General features: G+C 66.5%; 23 protein-coding genes. 17 read left to right on the forward strand and 6 right to left on the reverse strand.

What is annotated here, in order from left to right; all coding sequences use genetic code 11:
- Nucleotides 1-185: 185 nt before the first annotated feature.
- From H6717_40390 to H6717_40445, 12 genes are all read left to right on the forward strand, one after another.
- Nucleotides 186-557 (forward strand): hypothetical protein, encoded by a 372-nt coding sequence (locus H6717_40390; GenBank protein MCB9583362.1) that lies wholly within the window; start codon nucleotides 186-188, stop codon nucleotides 555-557.
- Between the two features lie 156 nt (nucleotides 558-713).
- Nucleotides 714-1043, forward strand: a complete 330-nt coding sequence (locus tag H6717_40395; GenBank protein MCB9583363.1) for a hypothetical protein — start codon at nucleotides 714-716, stop codon at nucleotides 1041-1043.
- Nucleotides 1044-1502: 459 nt separating this feature from the next.
- Nucleotides 1503-1970, forward strand: a complete 468-nt coding sequence (locus tag H6717_40400) for a hypothetical protein (protein MCB9583364.1) — start codon at nucleotides 1503-1505, stop codon at nucleotides 1968-1970.
- Between the two features lie 1297 nt (nucleotides 1971-3267).
- Nucleotides 3268-4032 (forward strand): AAA family ATPase, encoded by a 765-nt coding sequence (locus H6717_40405; protein ID MCB9583365.1) that lies wholly within the window; start codon nucleotides 3268-3270, stop codon nucleotides 4030-4032.
- A gap of 499 nt (nucleotides 4033-4531) precedes the next feature.
- Nucleotides 4532-5113, forward strand: a complete 582-nt coding sequence (locus H6717_40410) for a hypothetical protein (GenBank protein MCB9583366.1) — start codon at nucleotides 4532-4534, stop codon at nucleotides 5111-5113.
- A gap of 275 nt (nucleotides 5114-5388) precedes the next feature.
- A complete protein-coding gene (locus H6717_40415) occupies nucleotides 5389-6129 on the forward strand; it encodes a DUF4386 domain-containing protein (protein ID MCB9583367.1) in 741 nt (246 codons plus the stop codon).
- Nucleotides 6130-6433: 304 nt separating this feature from the next.
- Entirely contained in the window at nucleotides 6434-6856 is a 423-nt protein-coding gene (locus tag H6717_40420) for a hypothetical protein (protein ID MCB9583368.1), read from the forward strand.
- Between the two features lie 71 nt (nucleotides 6857-6927).
- Nucleotides 6928-7359: a hypothetical protein gene (locus H6717_40425; GenBank protein MCB9583369.1), complete on the forward strand. Its 432-nt coding sequence runs from the start codon at nucleotides 6928-6930 to the stop codon at nucleotides 7357-7359.
- A 783-nt stretch (nucleotides 7360-8142) separates the two neighbouring features.
- A complete protein-coding gene (locus H6717_40430) occupies nucleotides 8143-8472 on the forward strand; it encodes a hypothetical protein (GenBank protein ID MCB9583370.1) in 330 nt (109 codons plus the stop codon).
- 21 nt (nucleotides 8473-8493) lie between these two features.
- A complete protein-coding gene (locus tag H6717_40435; GenBank protein ID MCB9583371.1) occupies nucleotides 8494-9006 on the forward strand; it encodes a YeeE/YedE family protein in 513 nt (170 codons plus the stop codon).
- 3 nt (nucleotides 9007-9009) lie between these two features.
- The gene (locus tag H6717_40440) at nucleotides 9010-9456 is read left to right on the forward strand and encodes a YeeE/YedE family protein (protein ID MCB9583372.1); all 447 of its coding nucleotides are present in this window, start codon (nucleotides 9010-9012) and stop codon (nucleotides 9454-9456) included.
- Between the two features lie 28 nt (nucleotides 9457-9484).
- Nucleotides 9485-10027: a DUF99 family protein gene (locus H6717_40445; protein ID MCB9583373.1), complete on the forward strand. Its 543-nt coding sequence runs from the start codon at nucleotides 9485-9487 to the stop codon at nucleotides 10025-10027.
- Here H6717_40445 and H6717_40450 read toward each other — a convergent pair whose 3' ends face one another.
- Together H6717_40450 and H6717_40455 are read right to left on the reverse strand one after the other, a co-directional pair.
- Nucleotides 10028-10642 carry a hypothetical protein gene (locus tag H6717_40450; protein ID MCB9583374.1) on the reverse strand — a complete coding sequence of 205 codons (615 nt, stop codon included), beginning with the start codon at nucleotides 10640-10642 and terminating at the stop codon, nucleotides 10028-10030.
- Between the two features lie 68 nt (nucleotides 10643-10710).
- The gene (locus tag H6717_40455) at nucleotides 10711-11373 is read right to left on the reverse strand and encodes a hypothetical protein (protein ID MCB9583375.1); all 663 of its coding nucleotides are present in this window, start codon (nucleotides 11371-11373) and stop codon (nucleotides 10711-10713) included.
- A 173-nt stretch (nucleotides 11374-11546) separates the two neighbouring features.
- On the opposite strand from H6717_40455, the gene H6717_40460 reads away from it, so the two are divergent.
- Entirely contained in the window at nucleotides 11547-11756 is a 210-nt protein-coding gene (locus H6717_40460; protein MCB9583376.1) for a hypothetical protein, read from the forward strand.
- Nucleotides 11757-11819: 63 nt separating this feature from the next.
- Here the strand turns inward: H6717_40460 and H6717_40465 are convergent, their stop codons facing one another.
- Genes H6717_40465 through H6717_40480 form a run of 4 tightly spaced genes read right to left on the reverse strand, consistent with a single transcriptional unit; the run spans nucleotide 11820 to nucleotide 18853 of the window.
- Nucleotides 11820-15635: a protein kinase gene (locus H6717_40465; GenBank protein ID MCB9583377.1), complete on the reverse strand. Its 3816-nt coding sequence runs from the start codon at nucleotides 15633-15635 to the stop codon at nucleotides 11820-11822.
- A 9-nt stretch (nucleotides 15636-15644) separates the two neighbouring features.
- A complete protein-coding gene (gene dnaK, locus H6717_40470; protein ID MCB9583378.1) occupies nucleotides 15645-17486 on the reverse strand; it encodes a molecular chaperone DnaK in 1842 nt (613 codons plus the stop codon).
- 43 nt (nucleotides 17487-17529) lie between these two features.
- Nucleotides 17530-18216: a nucleotide exchange factor GrpE gene (gene grpE, locus H6717_40475; protein ID MCB9583379.1), complete on the reverse strand. Its 687-nt coding sequence runs from the start codon at nucleotides 18214-18216 to the stop codon at nucleotides 17530-17532.
- Nucleotides 18119-18853 (reverse strand): hypothetical protein, encoded by a 735-nt coding sequence (locus H6717_40480; protein MCB9583380.1) that lies wholly within the window; start codon nucleotides 18851-18853, stop codon nucleotides 18119-18121. Before H6717_40480 ends, grpE begins: the two co-directional genes overlap by 98 nt.
- Before the next feature lie 391 nt (nucleotides 18854-19244).
- Between H6717_40480 and H6717_40485 the strand changes: the two genes are divergently transcribed.
- From H6717_40485 to H6717_40500, 4 genes are all read left to right on the forward strand, one after another.
- On the forward strand, nucleotides 19245-20978 hold the full coding sequence (locus H6717_40485) for a serine/threonine protein kinase (protein ID MCB9583381.1): 1734 nt from the start codon (nucleotides 19245-19247) through the stop codon (nucleotides 20976-20978).
- Nucleotides 20979-21009: 31 nt separating this feature from the next.
- The gene (locus H6717_40490) at nucleotides 21010-23229 is read left to right on the forward strand and encodes a UvrD-helicase domain-containing protein (GenBank protein ID MCB9583382.1); all 2220 of its coding nucleotides are present in this window, start codon (nucleotides 21010-21012) and stop codon (nucleotides 23227-23229) included.
- A 66-nt stretch (nucleotides 23230-23295) separates the two neighbouring features.
- A complete protein-coding gene (locus H6717_40495; protein MCB9583383.1) occupies nucleotides 23296-24306 on the forward strand; it encodes a hypothetical protein in 1011 nt (336 codons plus the stop codon).
- A 47-nt stretch (nucleotides 24307-24353) separates the two neighbouring features.
- On the forward strand, nucleotides 24354-25058 hold the full coding sequence (locus H6717_40500; protein ID MCB9583384.1) for a class I SAM-dependent methyltransferase: 705 nt from the start codon (nucleotides 24354-24356) through the stop codon (nucleotides 25056-25058).
- The last annotated feature ends 43 nt before the right edge of the window (nucleotides 25059-25101 follow it).

Here is a 25101-nt window from a genome sequence, read left to right on the forward strand (position 1 = left end):
AGGTGGGGTCCATTCTGGTCGGTGGCAGCACATGTCCCGCTTTCTATTCTCCAGGTCCCACCAAGAAACCTGACTGCGGAACGGAACACCCATAAAGCCGTTGCAGCAGACGGGCGCCGTCGGCGCGGCCTGCGGCCGCACCTCTGGCGCCCGCAGCTGAACGCCGATACGTTAGACCGACTACGATGACGATTAGCCGAAAAGGTCGACGCCGCATCATCGTGAACGCCAGACAATACCTCTGGTACGTTGCACCCGACGAAGACGACTGCTTCGAGCCGATGCTCACTGTCGTATCGACTGATCGGCGCGTGTTCCTTCGCTATCACATCACGCAGTCTGATGACGTCCGTTTCGTGATCGTCCTCGGTCCTGAGTTCTGCGTGCCGGGCTGCGGGGGGCCCTGGAGGCGCTTTCGCTGCCCCGAGTTCGGCTCGCCAGATTCCATCACGCCAAAGGACGTCCGCGCGCTTATCGAATGGGCGCTGCGACCTGGAGAGTCGCCTGCCGAGGTTGACTGGACCGGCCAGCCACTGGCGCGTTCGCAGGCGGTCTAACAAGCAGTTGCAGCAGCCGGCCGCGCCCCGTTCCCAGAACCAGTCTCCCGCCTCTCGCCCGTGGTGAGTACCACCGGCTCAGCCGTGGTAGCCCGTTGGCCTATCGTCTTGTCGTGCGGCTGCTGCTCAACAGCGGTACGTTCGGCAGACCGATTCATGCGTGACGGGGAGCGAGCGATTCTTGAAGACCTTGGCGGTCGGATCCGAGCACGCTTCGGTGCCGAGGTTCGCTGCGTCCTGACTGACAGACAGTTGGTCGTCTCCTTGCATCGATGGCCCGACGCATCATTGGTGGTCACCGTCACCGATTTGGACCGGCCCTACTTCGGGGCGTCCTATCCAGCACGGTCACGCAAGCGCAAAGGCGACTTTCGCGACGATGACGCGTACGCCCCGCAAGTCCTCGACGCGGCTGTCTTCTGGATGGTCAGCAAGCTCACCAAGTTTGGATTTGTTCCTGACGAAATGACCGAGCGGGGGTGGTAGGCCCAGCGGCCCCCCGCGGCTGCCGAACAATCAGCTGAACCTGACGAGCGTCCTCAGTCGGCCCCTGCGGGGCCTCCTTCTTGCGCTCGCAGGCTAGCTGCGAGACGTACGTTAGCCGAAGTCCCACATGTCGTGAGCCGCAACACTGAGGGTTGCGGACGTCCGCCAGCGAATGCACCCGCTGCATGTGTTCACCGGGCGGCGAATTGTTGTCAGCAGAGCCGTCACCCAGACGCGGTCTGCCGCTCCCGCGTCACGCAGTCCGATCACACTGTAGGTGCGTGCTTCTGGCGTGGGCGCCGCTTGTAGGCGCCACAGGAGGTGGATCCGACGCCCACGTATCAACCGGTAGCGTCTTCCGCTCGCCCGTGGTGAAGCACCACGGGGCCGCTACTGTTGCTCGTGGTAGTCTGTTGCGGCCGCTGCTCAGCAGCGATTCGTTGCCCTCCCGAGACTACGATGAGCGACCTCAAGGCATTTCTGAAGGGCGTAATGGCCACGGCTCTTTCGGAGTTGAAGGAGCGGGGAGTCGCCGTTCACACGCTCAGTTTCTATATCGATCACGAGTCCAATGCAGTGAGTGTTTGTGCCGACACTCGAGAGAATTCCGCTCGCAGCGTTGCCAGCAGCAACGCCTTCAGCAGCCGCCATTTCATGGATGCTATTCGGGACCGCGACCTAGAAGCAGCGGCACTGTGGCAAGCCAACATCGGCCGTAGCCTCTCCCTCGGCGACTTCACTGCCGTAAACGTTGCGCGCACGGATCTTGGAAAGCACCGGCTCAGCCCCGCGCTCTGCCTTGCCATGGTGGAAACCGTTGTCGAGAGCCACGACGCCATCCGCGAGCTGTCCGCGGACCCCGCCCACACCATCCTCACATGCTCGACGCTCGATGACGAGGTGGGGCTCATGTGGTCCCTTCCTTGATGGTCCCCACCAGTACTGGGCTGCCATGTCGAGAACGCAAGCCAAGGACGAGACGGCTAGGTGTAAGCGCGCCTCGTAGTTGAGCCCAGCCCGGCGATTGCTGGACCAGCTGCACGAGGTGCATCGCAAGCTGGTGCGCCCGCCGATCCGCACGGGGGTGTGCAACCGGGCGAGGCGGAGGTATGCGCCCGGTCCGAAGGAGAGCACGAGCCAGAAATGGTGACGGAGAGGGCGTTTCTTTGGACGGACCCGCCCTCTCCGTCGTGCTTCGGAACCGATTCGAGGAACACGAAGCCCTACGAGATTTGTCGCAAGCCCGCTCGGGATCAAGTCCTGGAGTGAGGGAATGCCGTCGTGTGCCGCTGCGAGGCCGAGTTCCTGCCCGTGTTGCGGGGCTGCGGCCCGGCCCATTGGCGGCCGGTTCCTGGTGGTCGGGCACGGCGTGGTCGAGCGCCAGGTGCGAGGTCCCGGCGCTGCTGGGCAGGCTCCGGAGCAGGAGGTGGTGCAGCTGCGGCGGTATCGCTGCCGGGAGTGCCGGGCGGTGATCGTGGTCGGCCCGCGCGGATTGCTGCATCGGCGGTGGTACGGAGCGGGGCCAGTAGCACAGGCTCTGGCGCTGTACGCGCGGGGTGCGACGAGCGCTGCGGTAAGGGTGGAGACGAGTCCGTCGCGAGTTGTAGGCACGTCGGCGAGGGAGAGGTGGATCACGCTCAGTCGGTGGATCGAGTCGGCGCATGCTCGCCGCGACCAACCGTGCACTCGTCCTTGCTACCGCCGAGGAACGTTGCGTCAGCGTCCCTGACGAGCTCGACGAGCTCTTGGTTCTCGACGACTGGCGGCACCCCGACGTTGTCAACGGTGAGCTTCCGAGCTCACCATGGACGAGGACTTCGGCGAGCTGGTTGAACGTCTTGGAAGAGGTTGCGCGCCGGACCTCTCGCCTATCCTCATCTGCGAGACAGGCCCCACGTAGCCGAGGTCATTCGACTCGAGGCTCGATTCGCGAACGAGGTGGATGAGCGACTCGACGTTGCCCTCTGCCGAGATTGCGCCCCACTTGTTGCGCTGCGCGCAACCGTCGAAGCCGTCGATCAAAGCGTCCCGCTCGCTCCAGCGTGCGGCCGGTGCCTCCAGGAACTCACGCGTCAAGACTGACTGCCGTCTGCGAAGGACCTGACCGCCTGATTGAGTGGATGCACTCCGCACTCCCGCGGCCCGCAATGCTCGGCTCTTGCGTCCGCGTCTGAACCGCACGACATCAGTGGCCTGCAGAACCACGCCGCGCAGCCCGAATGACATGAAGCGTCCGCCCTACCTCAGCCGGCTCAGGGTCGTAACAGAGCGCCTCCCGTCGGAGAGCTCGTTCCCGTTCTCACTCCCGTTCGTCGGGCAGCTGGATCTGACCTTCACGGCTCCCGTTACCTTCTTCGTTGGTGAGAACGGTTCAGGCAAGTCGACGCTGCTGGAGGCCATCGCTGCCCTCAATCGACTTCCCGTGTCAGGGGGCGCGCGCAGCGACCTCGGCGCGCGTCACGGTCCGGATACCGACAGCGCGCTCTCTTTCGCGCTGCGTCCTGCCTTCACGCGGCGCGCACCGGATGGCTACTTCTTGCGGTCGGAGTTTCATGCCCACTTTGCCTCTTTGCTGGACCAGCGTTCGGATGACCCTTGGTTCCGGATGACGGGCGATCCGTACGAGCACTACGGTGGCGGGTCCCTACACCGTCGATCTCACGGCGAAGCGTTCCTCTCGGTCGTTCTGAACCGGTTCCAGCGCGGGATCTTCTTGTTGGACGAACCGGAGTCGGCACTCTCGCCGCAACGTCAACTCTCGCTGCTGCTGCAAATGCGAACCCTGGCTCGGGCCGGCACAGCTCAGTTCGTGATTGCGACGCATTCCCCGATTCTCCTGACGTATCCCGGTGCACAGATCGTCTCGTTCGATCAACCATCGTTGCCGACGGTCTCGCTCCACGAAACGTCCCACTATCAGCTCACGCGACAGGTCCTTCAGGACCCAGAAGGATTCTGGCGCCACCTGCTCGTTGGCGGTATCCAGTGAGCCTGCGGCGGTCCGACTCATGGGCGGAATGATCCCGAGTGTGTTTGGCGTCGCGGCGTTTGCCGGGATGCGAGTTGCTGGATACTCAGCAGCATTCGTCGTCCTACGGCGCTTCTCGGACAAGCCAGCGCGCCTTCCGGTCTTCGTTGGCGCAAAGACCGCGCTGGGACTCGTGGTCGGAGCGACAGCGATTGGAGTACAAGCCGCCGTGGGCGCGACGAATTCGCAGGCCTGGGTGGCCATGTTGCCGCTGCGCCTCGTTGCCTGGTTTGCTCTCATTCTTCTCCTCCTCCGACCCCGAGGGGGCACGGTCCACGCGTTGGGGCTTGCTGTCTCTGCTGCGCTGTGGTCGTGCGTGCTCGACGGTGTCGCGTGGCTCGCCTTCGAGCATGTTCCAGGGTTCCTCATGCCCTGGTGCTGAAAGGGATCAGGCATCGCCTCACACTTGCACCTGCGGCAGAACCGCACGATGTTGGCTTGACAGCGGAAACCGATGCGCGTGTTCACAGGCGGCGAGACTTGGACGGGCGGGTTCTATGAGCTCGCGCTCGAGTACGAGCGTGACAGCGGTGGCGTAGTGGACGGTCTGAACGCGCTCTGGAAGCTCGAAGATATCGAGGGCTGCTACCTCGATAGCGCGGTGGAACCGACAGACCAACCGAGACGCACGTTCGAGCCATCGTTGCTTGCTGCCGGTCACCTCTACGGCGTCGCTTCTTGTCCTGGTGGCCTGCAGATCGCTTGTGGCTCGTGCACCGTCGAAGAGGCTGATGGTTCGGATTGGCTGGTTTTCTACCTCCCCATGAGCGCGCTCGGGCGTGTGTACCCCGTCGGTGGGTTCCCATTCGATGCGGCCGATCACGAGAGTTGGCGGGCGCCGCTGGACAACTGGTTGGTCGAAGTTGCTCGCAGGGTCTTTTCCCGAGCCCCCTTCGCGCTGGGCCTTGTTGGTTTCGAAACCTCCGGCGACGTTCATGCGGCGGATCTGGTTGCCTCCGGGCTCCCTGCCAAGAGACATCACGGATTGCTCGTACCCGTTACCGGCAGGATCGAGTGGCACCCGCGTACCGAAGTCGAGTGATCGAGACCGTGCGATCGGGGCAGGACAACGATGCCTCGAAGATGCCAAGCCCTGGCCCGAGACATGTCAGATTTCATGTAACTCGTAGCCGAGAGCCGTTGCGCGGCGCTCGACAAGCTCTTGCTCCCGGGGCTCCGCGGCTACGAACAGGAAGCTCTCGTTGGACCAAGCCAACGTTTGGAGCAACACGCCCGCCAAACAGTGTACTTTGACTGCCAGGAGCTGCGTGCACGCGTGCGCAATCCGCCATGAGTGCGACAGCGCCACGACCAACCATGACGACGCCCACCGCGCTTCCGCAGCGGCACGCTCGCATTGCGGGGGCTGCATATTTGCTCGTCATTCTCATCGGCGTTCTCAATGGCTTCCTGGTCGACGCACGTCTGGTCGTTGCTGACGATGCGACCACGACGCAGAACATCCTCGCTCACCCAGACCTGTTTCGCGTCGGCATTGCGGCGACGCTGGTGCTCTACGTGTTGGTGTTGGTGTTGGTGTTGGCGTGGGCGCTCTACGAGATCCTGAAGGTCGTGGAACCCCGCCTCGCTCGCCTGGCGCTGTTGTTTCGCGTGGCGGAAGCTGTGGTGGGCGTATCGACCATCCTCACGAGCATTTTCGTGGCCGACATGCTCGGTAGAAGAGGCCGCGTCTCGACTCTCGGCTCAGACCAGCTCTCCGCCCTGGTGGGCGCAGTGCTGGAGGCGAGGACCACTGGCATGGACCTCGTGTTGGTGCTCATCGGTGTCGGTGGGACGGCCTTCTGTGTTCTGCTGTTCATGTCGAGGTTGGTGCCGCGAGCGCTGGCGGGCTGGGGCGTGGTCACGTACGTCTCCATGTTGGTGCTGGGATTTCTGAGCCTTGTATGGTCCGCCCACCCCAAGGCGCTGGACGTCATCTTCTATGGGCCCGGAGCGCTCTTCGAGGCTTCCATCGGTGCATGGCTGCTGGTCAAGGGCGTCAACGAAGAACGATGGAACGCACTCTCGGCGTCTTGCGCAGCCGCGGGACAAGCTTGAGATCATGTGGCTGAGCCGCGTCTAGCGCACGATCACGCGCGGCTCGCCGAGCCCGGCGCGTGCTACGACGAGGCCGTGCACCTCGTCGCTCGTAGCTCAGCAGTCCGCCTTCGATCTGCCCTGCGCGATGGCGGCGTCACCCCAGCAACATTCGGCGCTGCTCTTTCCGAGGTTCCGCCCTGGGAGCACGACCAGTGGCTCGATCTGCTGTGGGACATCGACGAGATCCCTCTCGACGATCCCGATCTTGGTCCCGGCTGCGTGCCCTATCTGCCGTGCGCCGCAGCGTCCGTCCTGGACGCCATTGACCAAGCGAACGTCACCGTCGACGACATATTCGTCGACGTGGGGGCCGGTCTGGGAAGGAGCCGCGCTACTGGCACATCTCAAGACCGGTGCGGGTTGCGTCGGCCTGGAGATCCAGCCCATGCTCGCGCGCACCGCGCAGGCGCGTGCAGACTGGTTGGGGCTGACACGGATGCGCTTCCTTCAGGGCGATGCGGCGGAACTGGTCCGCTTCATCACCACGGGAACGGTCTTCTTTCTCTACTGCCCGTTCGGCGGGGCACGCCTCGAGCGCTTCCTCGACGGCTTGGAGGACGTGGCGCGCGCCCGGCCGATTCGCATCTGCTGCGTCGACATGGCCCCGTTGGACTCTCCCTGGTTGGCTCCCGTGGCCTCGACGTCGTCCCGCGTCTCCATCTACCGGAGCACGTTCCAAAGCTGACCCTACCCCTGCGGATTCGCTAGGCCGAATTGACGCGTTCCGCACGCTGGTGCGGTACCTTGCGTACGCAAATGAACGATGGACCTCCCGCGCGCATCCGGATCAACCATGACGATTACCACGCAAGCCACATTGGTACGACTTGCGACGGACGGCAGTTCTTTCTGACGCAAGCGTTCGTGCCGGGCGTTTGCGAGTACCTTGCCGCGTATGTCTTTGACGCCAATGGTGCACTTCTGGAAGCGCGAATTGACGACCTGGGGCCGCGTGAACAGGTCGACGAGGCTGCAGCCCGTGCGCTGTTCGCGGCGCGGCTTGCCGACCTTGGCGATGTCACGCTCGGCCCGATCGAAGTCGCACCCTTCCAGCTCGAGCGATTCGGAACCGTTTTTGGATTGGTTGCGCACCCGCCCGAGGAGGAAGACGAGGACTGGTGCGTGACGCTCGAGCCGGGAGACTTCATGTGCTTCTACCCGCCCTGGGATGGCGACTACGACACCTGAAACGCGAAGGGCGATTGAGCTCCCCGCGAGCATGACGTCCGGCTCGCCGCGCCGACCGGCGATCTCGATCGCTCTGCATCCGACCGGGCTTGCTGAGGTGGTAGCATCCGGAAAATTGTCCAGCCGGCAGCAAGCTGGTGGGGCAGAAAGGGAACGAGTGAAGGCCAATCGCTGGCTGCATCTCCGGCATCCGGACGGTTTCTCGCCCGAGATGTTCGAGCGCTTCCGCGCTGGCTGCGCCCTCTGGGAGGCGTTCGTTTGCACCAGTGTCCGCGAGTGGGAACGCCTTGGCGCACCGGACGGCGCGGTGAAGTACGCTTGCCTTCCTCCTGAGCTCTCGCTCGACCGGAAGGTCGCCACGTGCCCCCTCGTGGCAACTTCCACCATCGGTTCTCGCGCGAAGTACGAGAACGCTGGGTCGTATCTCCTTCGAGCGTTCTTACCCCCGAGCTTTCACACCGGACTCGAAGAGGGACTGACCGAGGACATCGGTGACGGTCGCGGACCACAAACAAGCTGGCGAACACCCGCAGATGTTCTGCTTCGCCCGCAGGTCCCGCCGTGGGAAACGGGATGAGCGCGTCCATAACGGAAGCGCTGCACGTTCGATGGGCAGAACGTAATGCAAGGCCACCTTGGCCATAGGCGATGTGGTCGAAGTCGAGGCACATCCGAGCAACGCGGCACTGCCCGAAATCAAGGTGCATGCATTCGCGGCCTGGCTCGCGTTGCCGAACGAGCTCTGCTTCACCTCATCGCCAAGCGCGGCTCGAGGCGCGACTGATGAGCTACCTCTACCTTGACGTTCGTGCTGACGCGATCCATTCGCGGACCAGAAGCACATCCGAGCTGCGCGCGTTTCTCCGCAAGGACGCCGAGCTGATCGAGCGTAGCGCGGTGGAGTTCGGCAACTCGGCGGGAGCACCGTGGCTCAGCCTGACCATGGTCAAGGCTTCACCCGAGGGGAACTTCGCCGTGTCCGGCATCGATCCCGGAGAGCTCAATCTCGTGGAATTGATCGGCTCAGCGAGCGAAGACCCCGCGGCCTACTGGCGAATCGCGGAACGGATCGCGGCGTTCCTCGGCTGGGAGATCGTGGACGTCACACCGTGAGCCCGGTGCTACACCTCGCCGATGCACACCCTCATCTTGAACGACGTCCAGCCCTATCACTGGGCGGTGGGCGGCGTCGGGGTCGGCCTCGTCACCTTGCTTCTCATCTGGCTCACCAACCGACGCTTGGGCATCTCCACCGGCTTCGAGAGCGTCTGCTCCCTGGTGATCAAGGCGCCTTACTTCCGTCGTCCGGAGCTCACGCGCTCCAACGCGTGGCGGTTGCCGTTGCTGCTCGGATTGCTGCTCGGGGGCGTGCTGTCCGCCGTGCTCGGTGGCGGTTGGAAGCCGACCTGGGAGCTGGGCATGTTCGACACCGTCATCGGTGGCGGGCCCGCGTTCAAGATCGCGTGGATGTTCGGCGGTGGCCTGTTGGTCGGCTTCGGTACGCGCTTGGCGGGCGGCTGCACCAGCGGTCACGGCATCTTTGGTCTTTCGAACTTCGAAAAATCCGGTCTCGTCTCCACCCTCAGCTTCATGGCGGCGGGCATCCTCACCACCACGCTGATCTATCGCGTGATCTTGGGGCAGTGAGCCATGTGGATCGTGTACCTCGTGTTCGGCACCGTCTTCGGTTGGACCCTCAGCCGCAGCGGTGCCGCGGACTACGACTTCATCCAGAAGATGTTCCTGTTCCAGGACTTCCAGCTGTACGGAATCATGGGTGTGGCGGTGGTGGTCACGGCGCCTGGGATCTGGCTGCTCAAGCGCCGGGGCAAGACGCTCTCCGGCCAAGCCGTGGACCTCGGTGAAAAGCCGTCGCACCGCGGCAACATCGTGGGCGGCATCTTGTTTGGCGTGGGCTGGTCCATCACCGGCATGTGTCCGGGGCCCATCTTGGTGAACATCGGCGAGGGCAAGCTGTACGCGTTGGCGGCCTTCGCCGGCACCCTCGCGGGCGCCGCGCTGTTCGGCTCCTTCTACCCGGCGTTCGCGCGGCGCTTGCGTTTGCCGGAGCTCGCGCGGGGAACGGGCGACGGCTGACGTGCGCCCCGTGCGCCTTTCCAACGTGATGGGCGTGGACGACGCGCCGTTCGCGCGCGATCACCGCGGCGACGTCGCCATCGTCGGCACCGTGTGCAGCCGCACCCGGCTGGATGGCGTGCTCACCGGCCGCGTGCGGCGCGACGGCAAGAACGCCGCGACGCGCATCGCGGACATGCTCGTCGGGTCGCCCTTCGACGAGCACGTCCAGGCCGTCGTCTTGCAGGGCATCGCCGTGGGCGGCTTCAACGTGGTCGACGTCCACGCCCTGCACGCGCGCGTTGGCCGCCCCGTGCTGGTCGTCGCGCGCCGCAAGCCGAACCTCGCGGCCATGCGCCGCGCCTTGCTCGAGCGCGTGCCGGGGGGGCGCGAAAAGTGGCGGCTGCTCGAGAGGGCGGGGGAAATGGAGCCGCTCAGCGGCGTGTACGTCCAGCGCGTGGGTCTCACCCTGCGCCAGGCCGAGGCACTGCTCGCGAGCACCACGCTGCACGGCAATCTGCCGGAGCCGCTGCGCTTGGCGCACATCATTGCGGGCGGTCTCGCCACCGGCGTTGGCCGCGGAGGGGCGTAGTCAGTCCCAGTGCACGTGGTAACCCACGTCGTAGATCGCGACTCCGTGCGCTTCGCCCGCGCGCCGCGGCGGCCGCCACTCGATCACGCGCTTGTCCGCGCCGCTGCGCGCCATCACTTCGTCCAGAAACGTCTCCGTGACCAGCTGGTACCAGCGCAGCACCGCTCCCGGCAATCCCCGACAGAAGCCCTCGACGCTGTGCTTGCTCTCCACGCGCGTCTCCACCTTCACGAAGTCGAAATAGGTGGCGTTGATCTGCGGTACCCGCGTCGCCAAGGTGGCGGGGCTCAGCATGCGCACCAACGCGCGTCGCACCAGCCCCAGGTCCTTCTTCACCTGGTGGCGCCCGCGCCGGCGCACGAACTCCTCGAAGCTCTCGTGGGTGGCGGCGCCGCAGGCGTGCCCAGCCTGCATCAAGGGATACACGTCGTACCAGCTGGTGGCGAAGAACGGCTGCTCGAAGAACCTCGCGAGGGCCGCGTTCTCGAAATGCGCGTTCTGTGCGGCCAGGCCGCCGGGGATCTCGCTCTTCACGTATTCCATGTGGAACGCGTAGGCGATGCCCTTCACCTTGAAAGGGGCTTTCCCCGTCGCGAAGGGCCAGGCGGTATCCATGACAAGAGTTCTCGATGATCGGAAACGGACGGGATCCGCGCCGCTCCAACAAAATAATCGAGGAAACGCTATTCGGAAGTGGCGAGCGTCGACTTGATCTTGGGAGCGAGCAGCGGACCTGACGGATCCCGGGTCTCCACCGGGGGCAAGGGTACCGCCGGTTCCGGCCGCGTTTCCGGCAGCATTCCCACGGTCATGGCCACGTGCACCGCGACCGCGTCCACCACCTCGGAGGCGCCCACCGCCAGCGTGTGCCCATAGGGGAACGTCGCCCGCGAGCGGGACGCGACCTTTTCCGTCGCAAGCGGCAGCCCATCTCGAATCAGCCGCCAGGAGCCTTGTGCCGAAGCGGACCAACCCGGTCCAGCGTCGTCGGGAGGCAGCGCATCCAGCTTCAGATCCACGAGTAGGATGTAGTCGCCGGGCGCGAGATCATCGCCCTTCTGCTTCACCCGCACTTCCGGAAAAGCCGGCCACAGCACGCGCTCCAGGGAGTAGGCGAGCTGGTCGTCGACCCCGAGAAAGCACAGCGGGCGCTCGCCGCGATCCACGCACTGCGAGCCTTCGGTGTAGCCCGCGAGCTCGATCCACAGCCGCCCGGAATGGCGCTCCATCTCCACCGGCGGTGGCGACAGCGGCGCCCGCGCCAGCCGCGCCCCATGGTGGTGGCTGCAGCCGAAGGTCGCGCCGAGCGACAAGATCAGACACCCCAGCAGACTTCGCGCATGCATCGCGACGGAACGTTATCGTGACGGGGCCATGGCGGCCCAGTTCGCGACCGATCTACAAGTACATGATTTCGTTGATCATTATGTCGGTCCGCCGCGGAACCCCCCGGCCCGCCAGCCTGGGGAGGAACTGTGGAAAACCTGACAGTCCCCCGGGCCGGCCCTATATTCCGCTCATGTCAACCATCCGGCACATCCATCAATACATGACGGATCGCCGGCGGGTTCTGCTCAAAGACGGAAGAGTCGGCAAGATCGTTCGAGTCGATACAGTCTTTCCCAAGCGGAACACGACGGTGTCCGTATGGACCGGAGACGGCCCCGGTGTCGCGAAAGTCGACATCGATAGCGTCGTCGGTCCCGCGCCCAAAGCCAAGTCGGCTTGAGGCAATGACGCTTCCGGCGCCCCGAGCCCAAAAGGCTCCGGGCGCCGGGCAAGCGGCGTTCGCTCAACCCGGAGGCAGCTTCGCGAGCTCGCTGTCGCAGTCGGCGATCAGCAGTCGATTGTCCGTCGAGACCGCCATGGTGCGGGCGAGCCCGAGCTCCCGGCGTGCGGCGCGCGCGTCGCCGCGCTCCAGATAGAGCTTGCCTAGCAGATAGCGTCCGGTGAGCACGTCCCAGGTCCAGCGCTGCATCTCCGCCTTGGCGATGCGCTGCACCAGCGTCTGACGCGCTTCGTCGGAGCCCTTCAGCGCGTCCAGGTAGGCCAGCATCATGCCGTTGAGGTTCACCATGCGCTCGGAGCCGATTTCCTCCGCTACGGCGAGGGACGACTGCAACACGGCGTAGGCGCGCGGCAGGTCGCCCACGCGCATGAGCGCGTCGCCCTGGTTGTGCAGGTTCACGGCCGCCTCGTGGATCAGCCCGCACGCGCGCATCTCTTCCGCGGCGTGCTCGCTGGCGAGCGCGCAATCCGCCCACTCGCCGCGGAAGCCGGAGATCAACGCGCGCATCTTGGCACGCTCGCCGCGGAGCACCGGATCGTCGGCGCCGGCGAGGCGCTGGGCGCGGTTCAGCGCGTCGAGCGCTGCATCGAGCTGGCCGGCTCCCGCCTCCGCCTGCGCCGTGGCCACCAAGATGCGATGCTCGTCGGCGGCGTCCCCGGGGCCCAGCTCTCGAGCCCGAGTGAGCGCCTGCACCGCGAGCTTGAACTCGCCCTGCCGCGTCGCGATCTCGGCTTCCGCGGTGAGCGCCGAACGCGACAGCTCGGGCCAGTGCGCCGCGCTGTCCGCGGCACGCTGCAAGAGCCGGCGCGCCTCCTTGTAGCGATGCAGCGCGGCCAAAGACAACGCGAGGTCGATCGTCATCTGCCCCCGAAGCCGCGCGTCGATGCCCTTTGCCAGCACCAGCCAGCCGCTGATGCGCTGGATCAGCGGCGGCAGCTCGGCGCCGGCGCGCACGTGGCGCACGGCGTTGGACAGCGCGGCGACCCACTCCGACAGCTGCGTTCCGTCCCGCCCGGCGAGGTCCGCCAGATCCAGGGCGCGGGCCAGGTGCAGCGCGGCGATGTCCAGCCGGCGCGCTTCCAGATGGAACAACCCACTGGTAGCGAAGAACCCTGCAGCGCGATCGCGCTCGCCGGCCTCCGCCAAATGGTGCCCGATGAGCGCGGACTGCTCCTCCGTACGCACGCCGAGGGCGACCTGATACGCGTTGGCGGCCTGCAGGTGCAGGTCCATGCGCACGTCCGGCTCAAGATCGCTGAGCACCACCTCCGGCAAGAGCGGCGACGTGAAAGCGAGGGCGACGGGCCCCTCGCGCACCACCAGCTGGCGCGCCGCCAGGGAATCCGCCAGCTGGTTCACCTGGCCGATGGGGGAAGCGAGCATGGTGGACAGCACCGAGAGATCCGCCGGGGCGCCCAGCACCGCCGCCGCGACCAGCAGGCCGCGCTCGGCGTCCGGCAGCCGTCGCACGCGATCCCCGAGCAACGCGCGCAGCGGGCGCGGCACCGCGATGGCGCCCTCCAGCGAGAGGCCCGCGACGCGGCCTGCCTTGACCACCACGGCGCCTGACTCCTGCGCCTCGAGCAGCAGCTCCTCCACGAACATCGGGTGGCCACCGGCGCGCTCCTGCACGAACGCGGTGAGGGCCGCGGGCACTTCCACCACGCCGAGACGCTCGGCAATCAAGCGCTCCACCTCCGCCGGTTCCAGATCACCGACGCTCACCTCGCTGTAGCTCGGGAGATCCCGGAAGCCCTGTTCGTCCAGGTTGCGCCCACACAGCGCGATGAGGACCCGGGAGCCCGCGAGGCGCTCGGCGGCGCTGCGGACGATGGCAGCGCTCTCGGCGTCCATCTCGTGGGCGTCGTCCCACACGAAGACGTGCAGGCGATCTTCCGCGAGGCTCGCCATGGCGCGGGTGACGGCGCTCCTCAGAGAGGTGTCGGCTTCTACGCCGCGGGCGACCCCCAAAGACGACAGCACCGCGCCGACCTCTTCGTCGCGCAGGCCGAGGGCGCGCAGCCGCGGCTCCATGGCCACGATCAGCTCCGGCGGATCGCCATCCCGCACGCCGCACAGGGTGCGGAGCATCGCCGCGATGGCGCTCTCCGGCAGCTCCCGCCCGCGGGGCGGGCAGGCGGCCATGTACACACCGATGTTGAACGTCCCGCGGCCCAGCCGTCGTTCGGTCTCGGTGACGAGGCGCGTCTTGCCCACGCCGTGGGGGCCCACGACGCCCACCACCTGCAGCTTCTTGCGCGAGGTCAGCGACAGGAGCTCCGCCATCTTGCGCAGCTCCGCGCTGCGCCCCACGAAGCGCCCCGCGACGCTGGCCGGTCGCACGTCGCCCACGCGCCAGCCGTCGCGTCCGCCCTTGCCCAGCGGTTCCAGGGCGAAGGCGCGGCGCACGTTGCGCGCGGCGGTGGCGGAGATCGTCACCCGCTGTGGTGACGTGCGCGCCAGGGTGCGCGCGGCTTGCACCAACTCGGCCTGGGAAGCGTCGTCTCCCGCCTTGAGGCGCCCCGTCTCCACGCCCACGCCCAGATCCGCCAGCGGTCCGAGGGCGCGAGTGAGCACCAGGCCGCAGCGCACGGCGTTCTCCGTGTCGCGGCTGTCCACCGGCATCAGGCCGAACACTGCCGCGACTTCGCCCTCTGCGGCCTTGGCCTCGCGGCCACCGTAGCGCGTCACGATCTCGCGAGCGCGTTCGCGTAGCGCGGCTGCGTCGCCGGAGAGCGTGAGCACCAAGCAGGACACGTCGCGCGCGCTGCCGAGCTCCCCGAGTTGCTTGAGCGCCGGCGCCGGCTCTTCTTCCGCGGGCGGCACCTCGCTCTGGATGGGAATGCGGTACAGCCCCGACGCGCTGTCGAGGGCCGTGGCCAGGGTCGCCTCGGGGACCGGCGCCGCGGGGGCTTCTTGGCAGCGCTCGAGCAGCTCCCCGAGCTCGCTCGAGCCAAAGCGTCCGCTCGCCGTGTAGGACAACGCCAAGAGCTCTTCGTGCAGCCGCGCCGCGCTCTCCGGTCGATCGTCGGGATCCAGCTCCAGACAATGGTGGATCACGCCGACGAGCTCCAGCGGCAGATCCGGCCGCGAGCGATGCAGCGGCTCGAACTGACCGCTGGCACCCCGGACCAGCGTTTGCTCGGCGCTGGCTTCGGCGAACGGGGCTCGGCCCGCGAGCAGCTGGTACAAGAGCGCGCCCAAGGAAAACAGGTCGCTCTTGGGGCTCAGCGCGCGTCCCGCGCACAGCTCCGGGCTCGCTCGTCCGAGCTTCTCTGCAATGCGGGGAAGCTCACGCTGGTCGCTCTGCGCCAGTTGGTAGAGCGGGAGCGCCACGCAGAAATCCGCGAGCTTCACCTCGCCGTCCCAGCTCAAGAGCACGTTGGAAGGACCCACGTCTCCGTGCACCACACTCTGGCGCCGGTGCGCGTGGTCCAGCGCCTTGCACAGCTCCGCTCCCAAAAACAACGCGAGCTCCACGCTGACCGCTTCGCGGCGCTCCGCCATGGTGGTGAGCACACGACCCAGATCCAAGCCGGCGACGAACTCGCCGGCAGTGAAATAGCTGTCGTCCACGCGCCCCAGGTCGAACACTTGCGCCACGTTGGCGTGGCTCAGGCGCACGGCCTCGCGGGTGTGTGCGACGAACGCTTCTACGAAGCGCGCGTTGTGGGCCAGCTCCGGCAGCAATCGCTTGACGACGAGGGTCTTCTCGAAACCCTCGACGCCGAAGCTCTTGGCTTTGAATACCTCACCGCTGGCGCCGCGACCGATGCGCCCGAGGAGCCGGTACCTACCGTAGGCCTCGCCTTCGCTCATGGCTCGGGCTCATCCCGGGTTCTCTTCTTCGCCACCGTACATCGCTTCTGCGATCTCGAAGGTGGCGTTCTCGAGCCGGGTGTAGGCATCACGGATCGTGTCCAGATCCGCGCCTCCGCCGAGGGCGGCCCTGAGCGCTTCGAGGTCTTTTTGCATCGCTTCCACGCGGTCCTGCTCCAGGAGGTCCGCGTACGCCTCCAAGGCTTGTTCCGTGGTGTAGATCAGCGTCTCCGACTGATTCTTGATCTCGGCCATTTCCCGGCGCAGGGCGTCGGCCTCTTTGTACTTGTCACCCTCGCTCACCAGCTGCTCGATCTCGCCCTGATTCAAGCCGCTGGTCGGGGTCACGTTGATGGCCTGGGTGCGGCCGGTTCCGAGATCTTTGGCCTCCACCGACAAGATGCCGTTGGCGTCGATGCGGAAGGTGACCTGGATCTTGGGCACGCCGCGGGGGGCCGGCGGAATGCCCGTGAGCTCGAAGTGCGCCAGGCTGCGATTGTCCGCTGCCATCTCGCGCTCGCCTTGCAGCACGTGGATCGGCACGAAGGGCTGGTTGTCCACGCTGGTAGTGAAGATTTCGCTCTTCTCCGTGGGGACGGTGGTGTTGCGGGGAATCAGCTTGGTGAACACGCCGCCGCCGGTCTCCACGCCGATGCTCAGCGGCGTGACGTCCAGCAGCAGCATCTCGTCGATCGCGCCGCCGAGCGCGGCGCCTTGGATGGCCGCGCCGACTGCCACCACCTCGTCCGGGTTCACGCCCTTGTGGGGATCCTTGCCGAACAGCTCCTTGACCGCCTTCTGCACGGCGGGCATGCGCGTCATGCCTCCCACCAGCACGACCTGATCCACCTGCTCCGCGTTCAGCTTGGCGTCCTTGAGCACCGCACGACAGGACTCCAGCGTGCGGTCGATGAGGTCCCGCGTCAGGATCTCGAGCTCGCTCCGCTTCATGGTCCGCTCCAGGTGGATCGGACCGCTCGGGCCGGTGGCGATGAAGGGGATGTTGATGTCCGTTTCCAGCGACGACGACAGCTCGTGCTTGGCCTTCTCGGCGGCTTCCTTCAAGCGCTGCAGGGCCATGCGGTCCCGGCGCAGATCGGTGCCGTGCTCCTTTTGGAAGTCGTCGGCGAGCTTGTCGACGATCCGCGTGTCGAAGTCCTCGCCGCCCAGGTGCGTGTCGCCGCCGGTGGCCTTCACGTTGAAGACGCCCCCGGCGATCTCGAGGATCGAGATGTCGAAGGTGCCTCCCCCGAGGTCGTACACCGCGATGCACTCGTCCTTCGTGTGATCCAGGCCGTACGCGAGGGACGCCGCAGTGGGCTCGTTCAAGATGCGTTTGACGTCCAGTCCCGCGATCTTTCCAGCGTCTTTGGTCGCCTGCCGCTGGGCGTCATCGAAATATGCAGGGACGGTGACGATGGCCTCGCTCACCGGCTCTCCGAGATAGCTCTCGGCGATCTCCTTGATCTTCGCCAGGACCATGGCGCTGATCTCGGGGGGCGACATGGTCTTGCCTTGGATCTCTGCCCAAGCGTCGCCGTTCTCGTGCTCGATCACGGTGTAGGCCACGGCCTTCACGTGGCGCTGCACCTCGTCGCTCTTGAACTGCCGGCCCATCAATCGCTTGATGGCGCTGACGGTGCTCTCGGGGTTGGTCGTAGCCTGGCGTTTGGCGACCTGCCCGACGAGCCGCTCTCCGCTACTGGAGAAGGCCACGATCGACGGCGTGGTGCGTGCTCCCTCGGTGTTCGGGATCACCTTCACTTCCGGCTCACCGCTGGCCGTAGTCCCCTCCAGCACGGCCACACAGGAGTTGGTCGTGCCCAGATCGATGCCGATGATCTTCCCCATGATCGGGCGCAGCATACCCCGAGAGGCGCGAGGCCGGGGTGCCTTACTCCGAGGCTTCCGCGGGTGGTCCCTTCGACACGACCACCATGGCCGGTCGGATCAGACGATCCCCGGCGCGGTATCCCGGCTGTACCTCCGCGGCGACGGTTCCGGCGGGATGGTCGGGCGTCTCCATCTGCTGGATCGCTTCGTGCACGGATGGATCGAACGGCTGTCCGACGGAATCGACCCGAGTGATGTCCATGCGGCCCAGGGTGTCCTGGAACATGCGCATCACCATGCGAATGCCGTCTTGCAACCCCTGAACATCGGTTGCCGCATCCGCGTGCTGGACCGCCCGTTCCAGGTTGTCGAAGACCGGCAGCAGATCCCGAAGCAGGTCGTCGCGAGCGCGCCGCTCGGCGTCCGTCTGCTCACGCCGCGCCCGCTTGCGGAAATTGTCGAAGTCCGCCGCGGTGCGTAGCAGCTGCTCTCGAAGCCGTGCGGCCTCCGCCCGGGCCTCCTCCAGGGGGTCCGCCGGCGGGTCGGCCTCGGGCGCGACTTCCGCTTCCGCAACCTCCACCGGCTCTTCGCTTTCGGGGCCTTCGTTCACGGTGTTGTCCGACTCGTCCGCCACGGTCGCGGTACTATAGTCATTGAGCCGGGCTTGCCAACGCTCGCACACTCGCTGGTGCTGCGGAGCAGGGCGCCTGGCGCAGGGCCCACAGAGATCCCCCGCTGGAACGGGCATCCACCTCGGATTCCGGGGGATTGGGCGCAAACCAGGTGTCCACCGGTGGCAGCGCCCAAAAGCGCTCGGCCCCCACCAGGGCGCGGACCTCGGCTGGGGCGCGCGCTCTCCCGTAGTGATTCTGCTCCAACCAGAAGCAGATGGCGCTCGCCGCGGGGGCCCACAAATGCTCTGCCCCCGGTCGGATCGTGACCTCGGCGTCGTAGACGACGCGACCTTCTGGGTTCTTGGCGGTCAACGTGTGACGGCCGGACGGGAACCTCAGGGACAAGCCGGCGGCGGGGCTCTCGGCGCTGGTGGGGTCGATGCTCACCAGAGTTTTGCCGTCCACCGACACGATCAGCCGCTCCGGGGTGAGATTGAGCACCCGCACCCGAGGGTGGGTGAAGGTCCAGCCCACTGGGGCCGCCACCAACGCCAGTACCACCCCGGCGTACACCCATGGCGCCGGCGCCGGGTGGGGAACCGCGCGGGGTTCGCTGCGTCCGTCGTTGGCCCGCGCAAGCTCGTCGGCAAACCGGGGGTGGGTGCAGGCCAGCCCTTCCGGCACCCACCAAACCGCGCGTTCCGTGGCCGTGTGCCCATCCCCGCGCCGCGGTCGCCAGAGCCAACGCACCAAGATCGGCAAGACGGCCACCCCCATCACCATCACTGTGTGGGCAAAGAGGGACAGCCCTTCGAAGGTGAGCGGAAGTGCGATGGACGCAGTGGCCGCAAGCAGACAGCCGGCCAGAGACGCAGACAGATCTCGCGTCAGACCTCGCGTTGCATGTCGCAGGCAGCCCTCGCAGTAGGGTACGATGAGCGATTGGCCCGAGCTGGATTCGACGCGACTGACCCCTGCGACCGCGCCGCAACACGCGCACTCTGGTGGTACCAATGCACCGCCGGAGGAAATCACCACGACCCGGGCACTGATTCCGCCCGGCCGGCCGAACCTGATAGACTGAAGATGGGGAACGCTGCCTGCGTCATCCCCGGGGTCGACTCCGACCATCTCGGCTAGGTTTACACGTTACGAACCCCTGATGCTGGTGGAACCCGCAACCGGTCTGCTCATTGCCGGCAAGTACAAGCTGCTGGAGCGCATCGGTGTAGGCGGCATGAGCGAGGTCTACCAGGCCGAGAACGTGCTCATCGGTCGCGTCGTGGCCCTCAAGCTCCTGAACCCGGCGCAAGCGGGCGACCGAAACCAATCGGCCCGCTTCTTCCAGGAGGCGCAGTCCGTCAGCCGCATCCGTCATCCGGGCTTGGTCGACATCCTCGACGCCGGGCAAGGGGAGACCGGCCCCTACATCGTGATGGAGTACCTGCGAGGGGAAAGCGTGGCTCGGGTGCTCGCCCGCCTGGGCAAGCTGACCGTCGCCGCCGCGGTGGGCACCATGCTTCCGGTGCTCGACGCGCTGAGCGCTGCCCACGAGGCGGGCATCATCCACCGCGACCTGAAGCCCGAGAACATCTTCTACTCGATCGACGAGCGCGGGGAGCTGGTGGTGAAGCTCCTCGACTTCGGCATCGCCAAGATGCTCTGGCCCGCGGCGCCCACGCCCCGCACCAGCACCGGCGTGGTGTTCGGCACTCCGGACTATCTTTCCCCCGAGCAAGCCAACGGCGAGGTCGTGCTGAATGGGCGCAGCGACCTATTCGCCGTGGGCGTGGTGCTGTACGAGCTGCTCACGGGAACGCGTCCGTTCCACGCGCCCACCACGGTAGCCACCGCTTACAAGATCGCCCACGCTCGCACCCCACTGCTGCGGGACAACGGTGGGCCGAACGAGCCCACCATCGACGCCATCTTGCAGCGCGCCTTGGCCAAGCGCCCGGACGAGCGCTACCCGAGCGCCGCCGAAATGGCGCGAGAGATCGCGACCTTGTGCACGCCGCAGGAAATGGAGCGCGCGCTCCTTTCCGTCGTGGAGCCCGCCGCCGCCAACAGCGTCAGCGGCGTCCGGTCGCGGAACGATTTCCAAGTGGTTCCGAGCCGCACCAACAAGGGGATCGGCGAGAGCTGGAGCGAGCCGCCTCCGGCCGAAAACCCGCGCATCGGCGACACGCGCCCTTCTCTGGACTTCGTGCCGCGTCGTCCGACGCCCCCGCGGCTCTCGCGGCCTCCGGCGGAGGTGCCCACGCGAGAGTCCGCGCTGCACACGCCCACTCCCACGCCGGCGTCCCTGGGCCGGTCGTTGCCCGCTCGCTTCGTGGGCCAGTGCCACGCCCGGGGCATCGTGCTGCGCGCCTTCGATCAGTACCTGCTGAAGAGCTTCGGTCCGGTGAGCCGCAATGGAATCATCGAGTCCTTGGGCCCCGCGGCGGTAGACGACTTGGTGCAGGGCACGGTGCAGGCGATCGTGTATTACGACCTGGATCTGGTGACGCGTTACATCGAGCGCGCCACGACCAACCTGTGCCGAGGCAATCCGGCCTGGTGTCGCATGGCCGGTGAAGCATCCGTCACCGGGGAGCTGGCCCAGGTGCTCAAGATGGCGCTGCGGCCCGATCACTTCTCCACCATTCTCCGCCGGCTGGTCCCGGTGCTCAGTCGCCTGTTCGACTTCGGCATCTGGGAAGTGGAGGGTGGTGAGAAGCTCAGCACGGTGCGGGTCGCGGATTTCGAGCCCGCGTCCCTGGGACTTCGCATGTGGCTCGTGGGCGTGATCGAAGGCTCCCTCGCCGCCTGTGATGCCAACACGCTGGTGACGATTTCCCGCGGTGAAGCGGCCTTCGCTCCCCAGCTGGTATTGGACGTCTCTCCGCGCTATTGACGGGTGCGTCGCGCAAGCGGCCTCCGTCATCATGAACGAGCTAGCTCCGGAGCTGAACGAGCCGCAAGCCGAGGCGGTAGCCCACGCGGAAGGGCCGCTCCTTGTGTTCGCCGGTGCGGGGAGCGGCAAGACGCGGGTCATCACCTACCGCATCGCCAATCTGCTCGCGAACCACCGCGTACCGCCCTATCGCATTCTGGCCGTCACCTTCACCAACAAGGCTGCGGGGGAGCTCCGCGGTCGCCTCGAGAAGCTGGCGGGCGCGGACGTCACGCGGGACTTGTGGGCGGGCACCTTCCACTCCGTGTGCGCTCGCCTGCTCCGGCGCCACCACGAAGAGGCCGGTCTGGATCGCGGCTTCGTGATCTACGACGACACGGATCAGAAGGCCGTGATGACACGGCTCCTGAAAGAGATGGGCCTGGACGAACGCCGGGTGCCACCGCGCTACGCGCTCTCGCGCATCCACGCGGAGAAGCGCGAAGGGCGCCTGCCCGGCGAGGTGGACATTTCCCACGGCTTCGACGAGCTCTTGGTCGAGGTCTTCGAGCGCTACGAAAAGGCGCTGGCCACCATGAACGCGGTGGACTTCGAGGATCTGATCTTGAAGGTGATGCGCCTGGCGGAAGATCCGAACAGCCACGCCGGCCACGATCTGCGCACCCGCTTCGATCACGTGCTGGTGGACGAGTTCCAGGACACCAACATCACCCAATACCGCCTGGTTCGCGCGCTCTCCGCACGCACCCGGAACTTGTGCGTGGTGGGGGACGACGATCAGTCCATCTACCGCTGGCGGGGCGCGGACGTGCGCCTGATCCGGGGCTTCCGTCGCGATTTCCCCGACGCCACGGTGATCAAGCTCGAGCAGAACTACCGCTCCAGCGCCAACATCGTGGCCGCCGCTCTGGGCGTGATAAAGCCTTCCCGCGATCGCGAGCCGAAGCGACTGTGGACCGCTTCCGAGGCGGGGGAGCTGGTGCAGCTCCGCGCCGTGCGCGACGAGCGGGAGGAGGCCGCGAACGTGGTGGCCGCCGTACGGCAAGAGCTGACGCGCGGCGTGGAAGCCAGCGACATCGCCGTCTTCTACCGCGTGCACGCTCAGTCCCGCGTGCTCGAAGAAGCGTTCCGCGTCGAGAACATCCCGTATCAGATCGTGGGCGGCACCAAGTTCTTCGAACGCGCCGAGGTGAAGGATCTGCTCGCCTACCTGCGCTTGGTGGAAAACCCCAAGAGCGACGCGGACCTGCTGCGCATCATCAACGTTCCGGCTCGCGGCATCGGTCAGAAGACGGTGCAGAAGATCTTGGACGTTGCCGCGGAGCGCGCGCTGTCCGCCTACCGCGCCCTGGAAGCTGCTCTCCGCGACGACGAGCTCGGCACCGGCCCCGCGAAGAAGCTGCAAGCCTTCTACGATTTGATGGAAGGCCTGCGCGACGCCGCGATGCGCCTCGGCCCGCGGGATCTGGCGGCGGAGGTGCTGGAGGCCACCGGCTACCGCGACCGCCTGCAGAACGACGACAGCGCCGAGAGCGACGCGCGCCTCGAGAACTTGGAAGAGCTGCTGGGCTCCATCGCCGAGTACGAGGAAGAGACCCACGAGGCGGGGGAGCCGCCCACGCTCTCCGGCTACCTCGAGCGCGTGAGCTTGGTCACCGCCGTGGATTCGATGAAGAACGTCCCCAGCGTGAACCTGATGACGGTGCACGGCGCCAAGGGGCTCGAGTTCACCACCGTTGCCCTCACGGGAATGGAGGAGGAGATCTTTCCGTATCGCGGCCTCGGAGCGACGGAGATCGAGGAGCTCGATGAAGAGCGCCGCCTCGCCTACGTGGCCATCACCCGCGCGCGCCAGCGCTTGCTGGTGACCTACGCCAACACGCGCACGCTGTTCGGGCAGACGCGCTACCTCTCGCCGAGCCGCTTCTTGAAAGATCTGCCGCCGGACGTCGTGCGCCACGAGGGCGCGCCGAGCTTCGGTCGTAGCTTCGGCCAGCCGTCGTGGACGCCGCCGCGCTCCGCGTCCAAGCCGCGCCCGCGCCCCGGAGAGCGCGTCGTGGATCGCGACGCCTTCGACGACATCCCGCCCGACATGGACGGCGTCGTGCTCCGCCCCGGGGATCGCGTGCGTCACCGGCGCTTCGGTCAGGGCATCGTGGAATCCGTCGAGACCGGAGGCACTCCCACCGTCGTGGCGCGTTTCCCCGGCGTCGGCAGCAAGCGGATCCTGGCCGAGTACCTGGAGTTCTGAAGGTTTGTTGGTTCGGCGCGGAAACGACCCGCTCGCGACAAACTCGGTTATCGTCTCTCTACCGCCATGCGCGCTTGGATCCCCTTGATCGGACTTCTGTGGGCGTCGCCGTGCTTCGCGCAAGCGCCGCCGCCCGGTCCGCCTCAGCCTTACCCTCCACAACAGGGCTACCCGCCGCAGCAGGGCTACCCTCCGCAACAGGGCTACCCGCAACAAGGCTATCCGCAGCAGGGCTACCCGCAACAGCAGCCGTACCCGTACGGCTACCCGCAGCAGCAGGGTTACCCGCAGCAGCAGTATCCGTACGGTCACCCGCAGCAGCAGGGCTACCCACAGCAGCAGGGCTACCCCCAGGCGCAGACTTGGCAGCAGCCGCCCGTGGTGCCGGAGTCCGAACCGCCGGACTTCGCATCCTCCATCGGCTTCAAGTTCTTCGCCGGCGGCAACCTGTGGACCAGTCCCGACGCCATCGACCCCGGCTACGACGCGGCGGGCTTCGCCGGCAGTGCCGGTGGCTTCGGGTGGGGCGCGGCGCTCTACTACGAGGCACGCATCGTTCAGTACCTCGGGATTGAGCTCGATCTCGGCTACGACCACTCCGTGCTGCAGCGCGATCTCACCTACGTGATCAACGGCCAAGCGTTTCAGGTGAACGAGAAGGTCACCGCCGCCGGGCTCCGCTGGGGCTTCTTGTTCAAGGGCATCATCCCCGTGACCTTCGGCCGCGTGTGGTTGGGCCTGGGGCCGGAGTTCGTGTCCGGCAACCACGTGGACGGGACGGTAGAGGTCCACGACGGCAACCCCGACGCGGATCTACGCAAGGAGATCGAAGACTCCATCGCCGTGACCAGCAAGACCTCCACCATGCTGACCATGGCCTTCGGCATGTCCATCGACCTCGGAGATCACCTGGAAATACCGATCGATCTACGCGCCGCGCGGAATCTGTCGCAAGAGAGCGCGTGGAAGGACCGCGTGGACACGACGCAGCTGTTCGATACGCCGTCCCACTACGATGTCACGGTGCAAAGCTCCTGGGATTTCCGTCTCGGGACGGGGCTCGGCTACAAGTTCTGAACCGCGCCGGCGCGATGCGCTCGGTTCCGCGGCGGACCAACACAATCATGAACCAACGAAGCGAACGTTCGGTATCCGTTCTGGAAGGCTACGCCCAGTGGGCGGAGAGCTACGACGCGGCGGACAACCCGGCGAGAACGATGGCCCTGCGGGCCTTGGGGGACGGGCGGCACGATCCCGTCGGCTTCTCGGTGGTGGAGCTCGGCTGCGGCACGGGCGACAACATCAAGACGTTGTGCAGCTTGGGCATGACGCAATATCTGGGTGTGGACGCCTCCGGAGAGATGCTGGCGGAGGCGCGGAAGCTGGCAGCGAACATGCCGTCCCACCTGCGGAACGTGGAGGTGGAACTCGCGGAGCACGACGTGACCCAGCCATTACCGCTCTCGCGCGAGTTCGACGTGGCGCTCATCAGCTTGGTGCTCGAGCATTACGAGAACGTGCGTCCGGTGCTGGAACAGGCGACGCGCTTGCTGCATCGCGACGGGCAGATGTGGATCCTCGAGATCCATCCTTGGTTTCACGAACGGACGGGGGGAGCGCATCTGGAGACGGCGGCGGAAACGCTGCGGCTTCCGAGCTACGCGCACACGGCCGAGGAGATCCTCGCGCCGCTCGTCGAGCTGGGGCTGGAAGTGGAGCGGGTCTCCGAGTGGTACCCCACCAAGATCAACGCGCAGTCGTGCCGGAAGCTCGAACGCTACCTGGGCAATCCGGTGCTGCTCGACGTGCGAGCACGTCGAGCGAGTTGACAGGTTCCGGGGCGCGGGGCAGAACCGAGCGAGATGGGCTTAG

This window comes from Polyangiaceae bacterium, from assembly GCA_020633235.1.
Taxonomy (GTDB): Bacteria; Myxococcota_A; Polyangia; order Polyangiales; family Polyangiaceae; genus JACKEA01.

Coding starts and splice junctions, on each gene's coding strand:
- H6717_40445 (MCB9583373.1), top strand. CDS start 9,485: ATGGGCGTGGACGACGCGCCGTTCGCGCGCGATCACCGCGGCGACGTC.
- H6717_40485 (MCB9583381.1), top strand. CDS start 19,245: ATGCTGGTGGAACCCGCAACCGGTCTGCTCATTGCCGGCAAGTACAAG.
- H6717_40435 (MCB9583371.1), top strand. CDS start 8,494: ATGCACACCCTCATCTTGAACGACGTCCAGCCCTATCACTGGGCGGTG.
- H6717_40440 (MCB9583372.1), top strand. CDS start 9,010: ATGTGGATCGTGTACCTCGTGTTCGGCACCGTCTTCGGTTGGACCCTC.
- H6717_40430 (MCB9583370.1), top strand. CDS start 8,143: ATGAGCTACCTCTACCTTGACGTTCGTGCTGACGCGATCCATTCGCGG.
- H6717_40390 (MCB9583362.1), top strand. CDS start 186: ATGACGATTAGCCGAAAAGGTCGACGCCGCATCATCGTGAACGCCAGA.
- H6717_40425 (MCB9583369.1), top strand. CDS start 6,928: ATGAACGATGGACCTCCCGCGCGCATCCGGATCAACCATGACGATTAC.
- H6717_40455 (MCB9583375.1), bottom strand. CDS start 11,373: ATGCATGCGCGAAGTCTGCTGGGGTGTCTGATCTTGTCGCTCGGCGCG.
- H6717_40395 (MCB9583363.1), top strand. CDS start 714: ATGCGTGACGGGGAGCGAGCGATTCTTGAAGACCTTGGCGGTCGGATC.
- dnaK (MCB9583378.1), bottom strand. CDS start 17,486: ATGGGGAAGATCATCGGCATCGATCTGGGCACGACCAACTCCTGTGTG.
- H6717_40450 (MCB9583374.1), bottom strand. CDS start 10,642: ATGGATACCGCCTGGCCCTTCGCGACGGGGAAAGCCCCTTTCAAGGTG.
- H6717_40415 (MCB9583367.1), top strand. CDS start 5,389: ATGACGACGCCCACCGCGCTTCCGCAGCGGCACGCTCGCATTGCGGGG.
- H6717_40490 (MCB9583382.1), top strand. CDS start 21,010: ATGAACGAGCTAGCTCCGGAGCTGAACGAGCCGCAAGCCGAGGCGGTA.
- H6717_40460 (MCB9583376.1), top strand. CDS start 11,547: ATGTCAACCATCCGGCACATCCATCAATACATGACGGATCGCCGGCGG.
- H6717_40405 (MCB9583365.1), top strand. CDS start 3,268: ATGAAGCGTCCGCCCTACCTCAGCCGGCTCAGGGTCGTAACAGAGCGC.
- H6717_40465 (MCB9583377.1), bottom strand. CDS start 15,635: ATGAGCGAAGGCGAGGCCTACGGTAGGTACCGGCTCCTCGGGCGCATC.
- H6717_40495 (MCB9583383.1), top strand. CDS start 23,296: ATGCGCGCTTGGATCCCCTTGATCGGACTTCTGTGGGCGTCGCCGTGC.
- H6717_40500 (MCB9583384.1), top strand. CDS start 24,354: ATGAACCAACGAAGCGAACGTTCGGTATCCGTTCTGGAAGGCTACGCC.
- H6717_40400 (MCB9583364.1), top strand. CDS start 1,503: ATGAGCGACCTCAAGGCATTTCTGAAGGGCGTAATGGCCACGGCTCTT.
- grpE (MCB9583379.1), bottom strand. CDS start 18,216: ATGCCCGTTCCAGCGGGGGATCTCTGTGGGCCCTGCGCCAGGCGCCCT.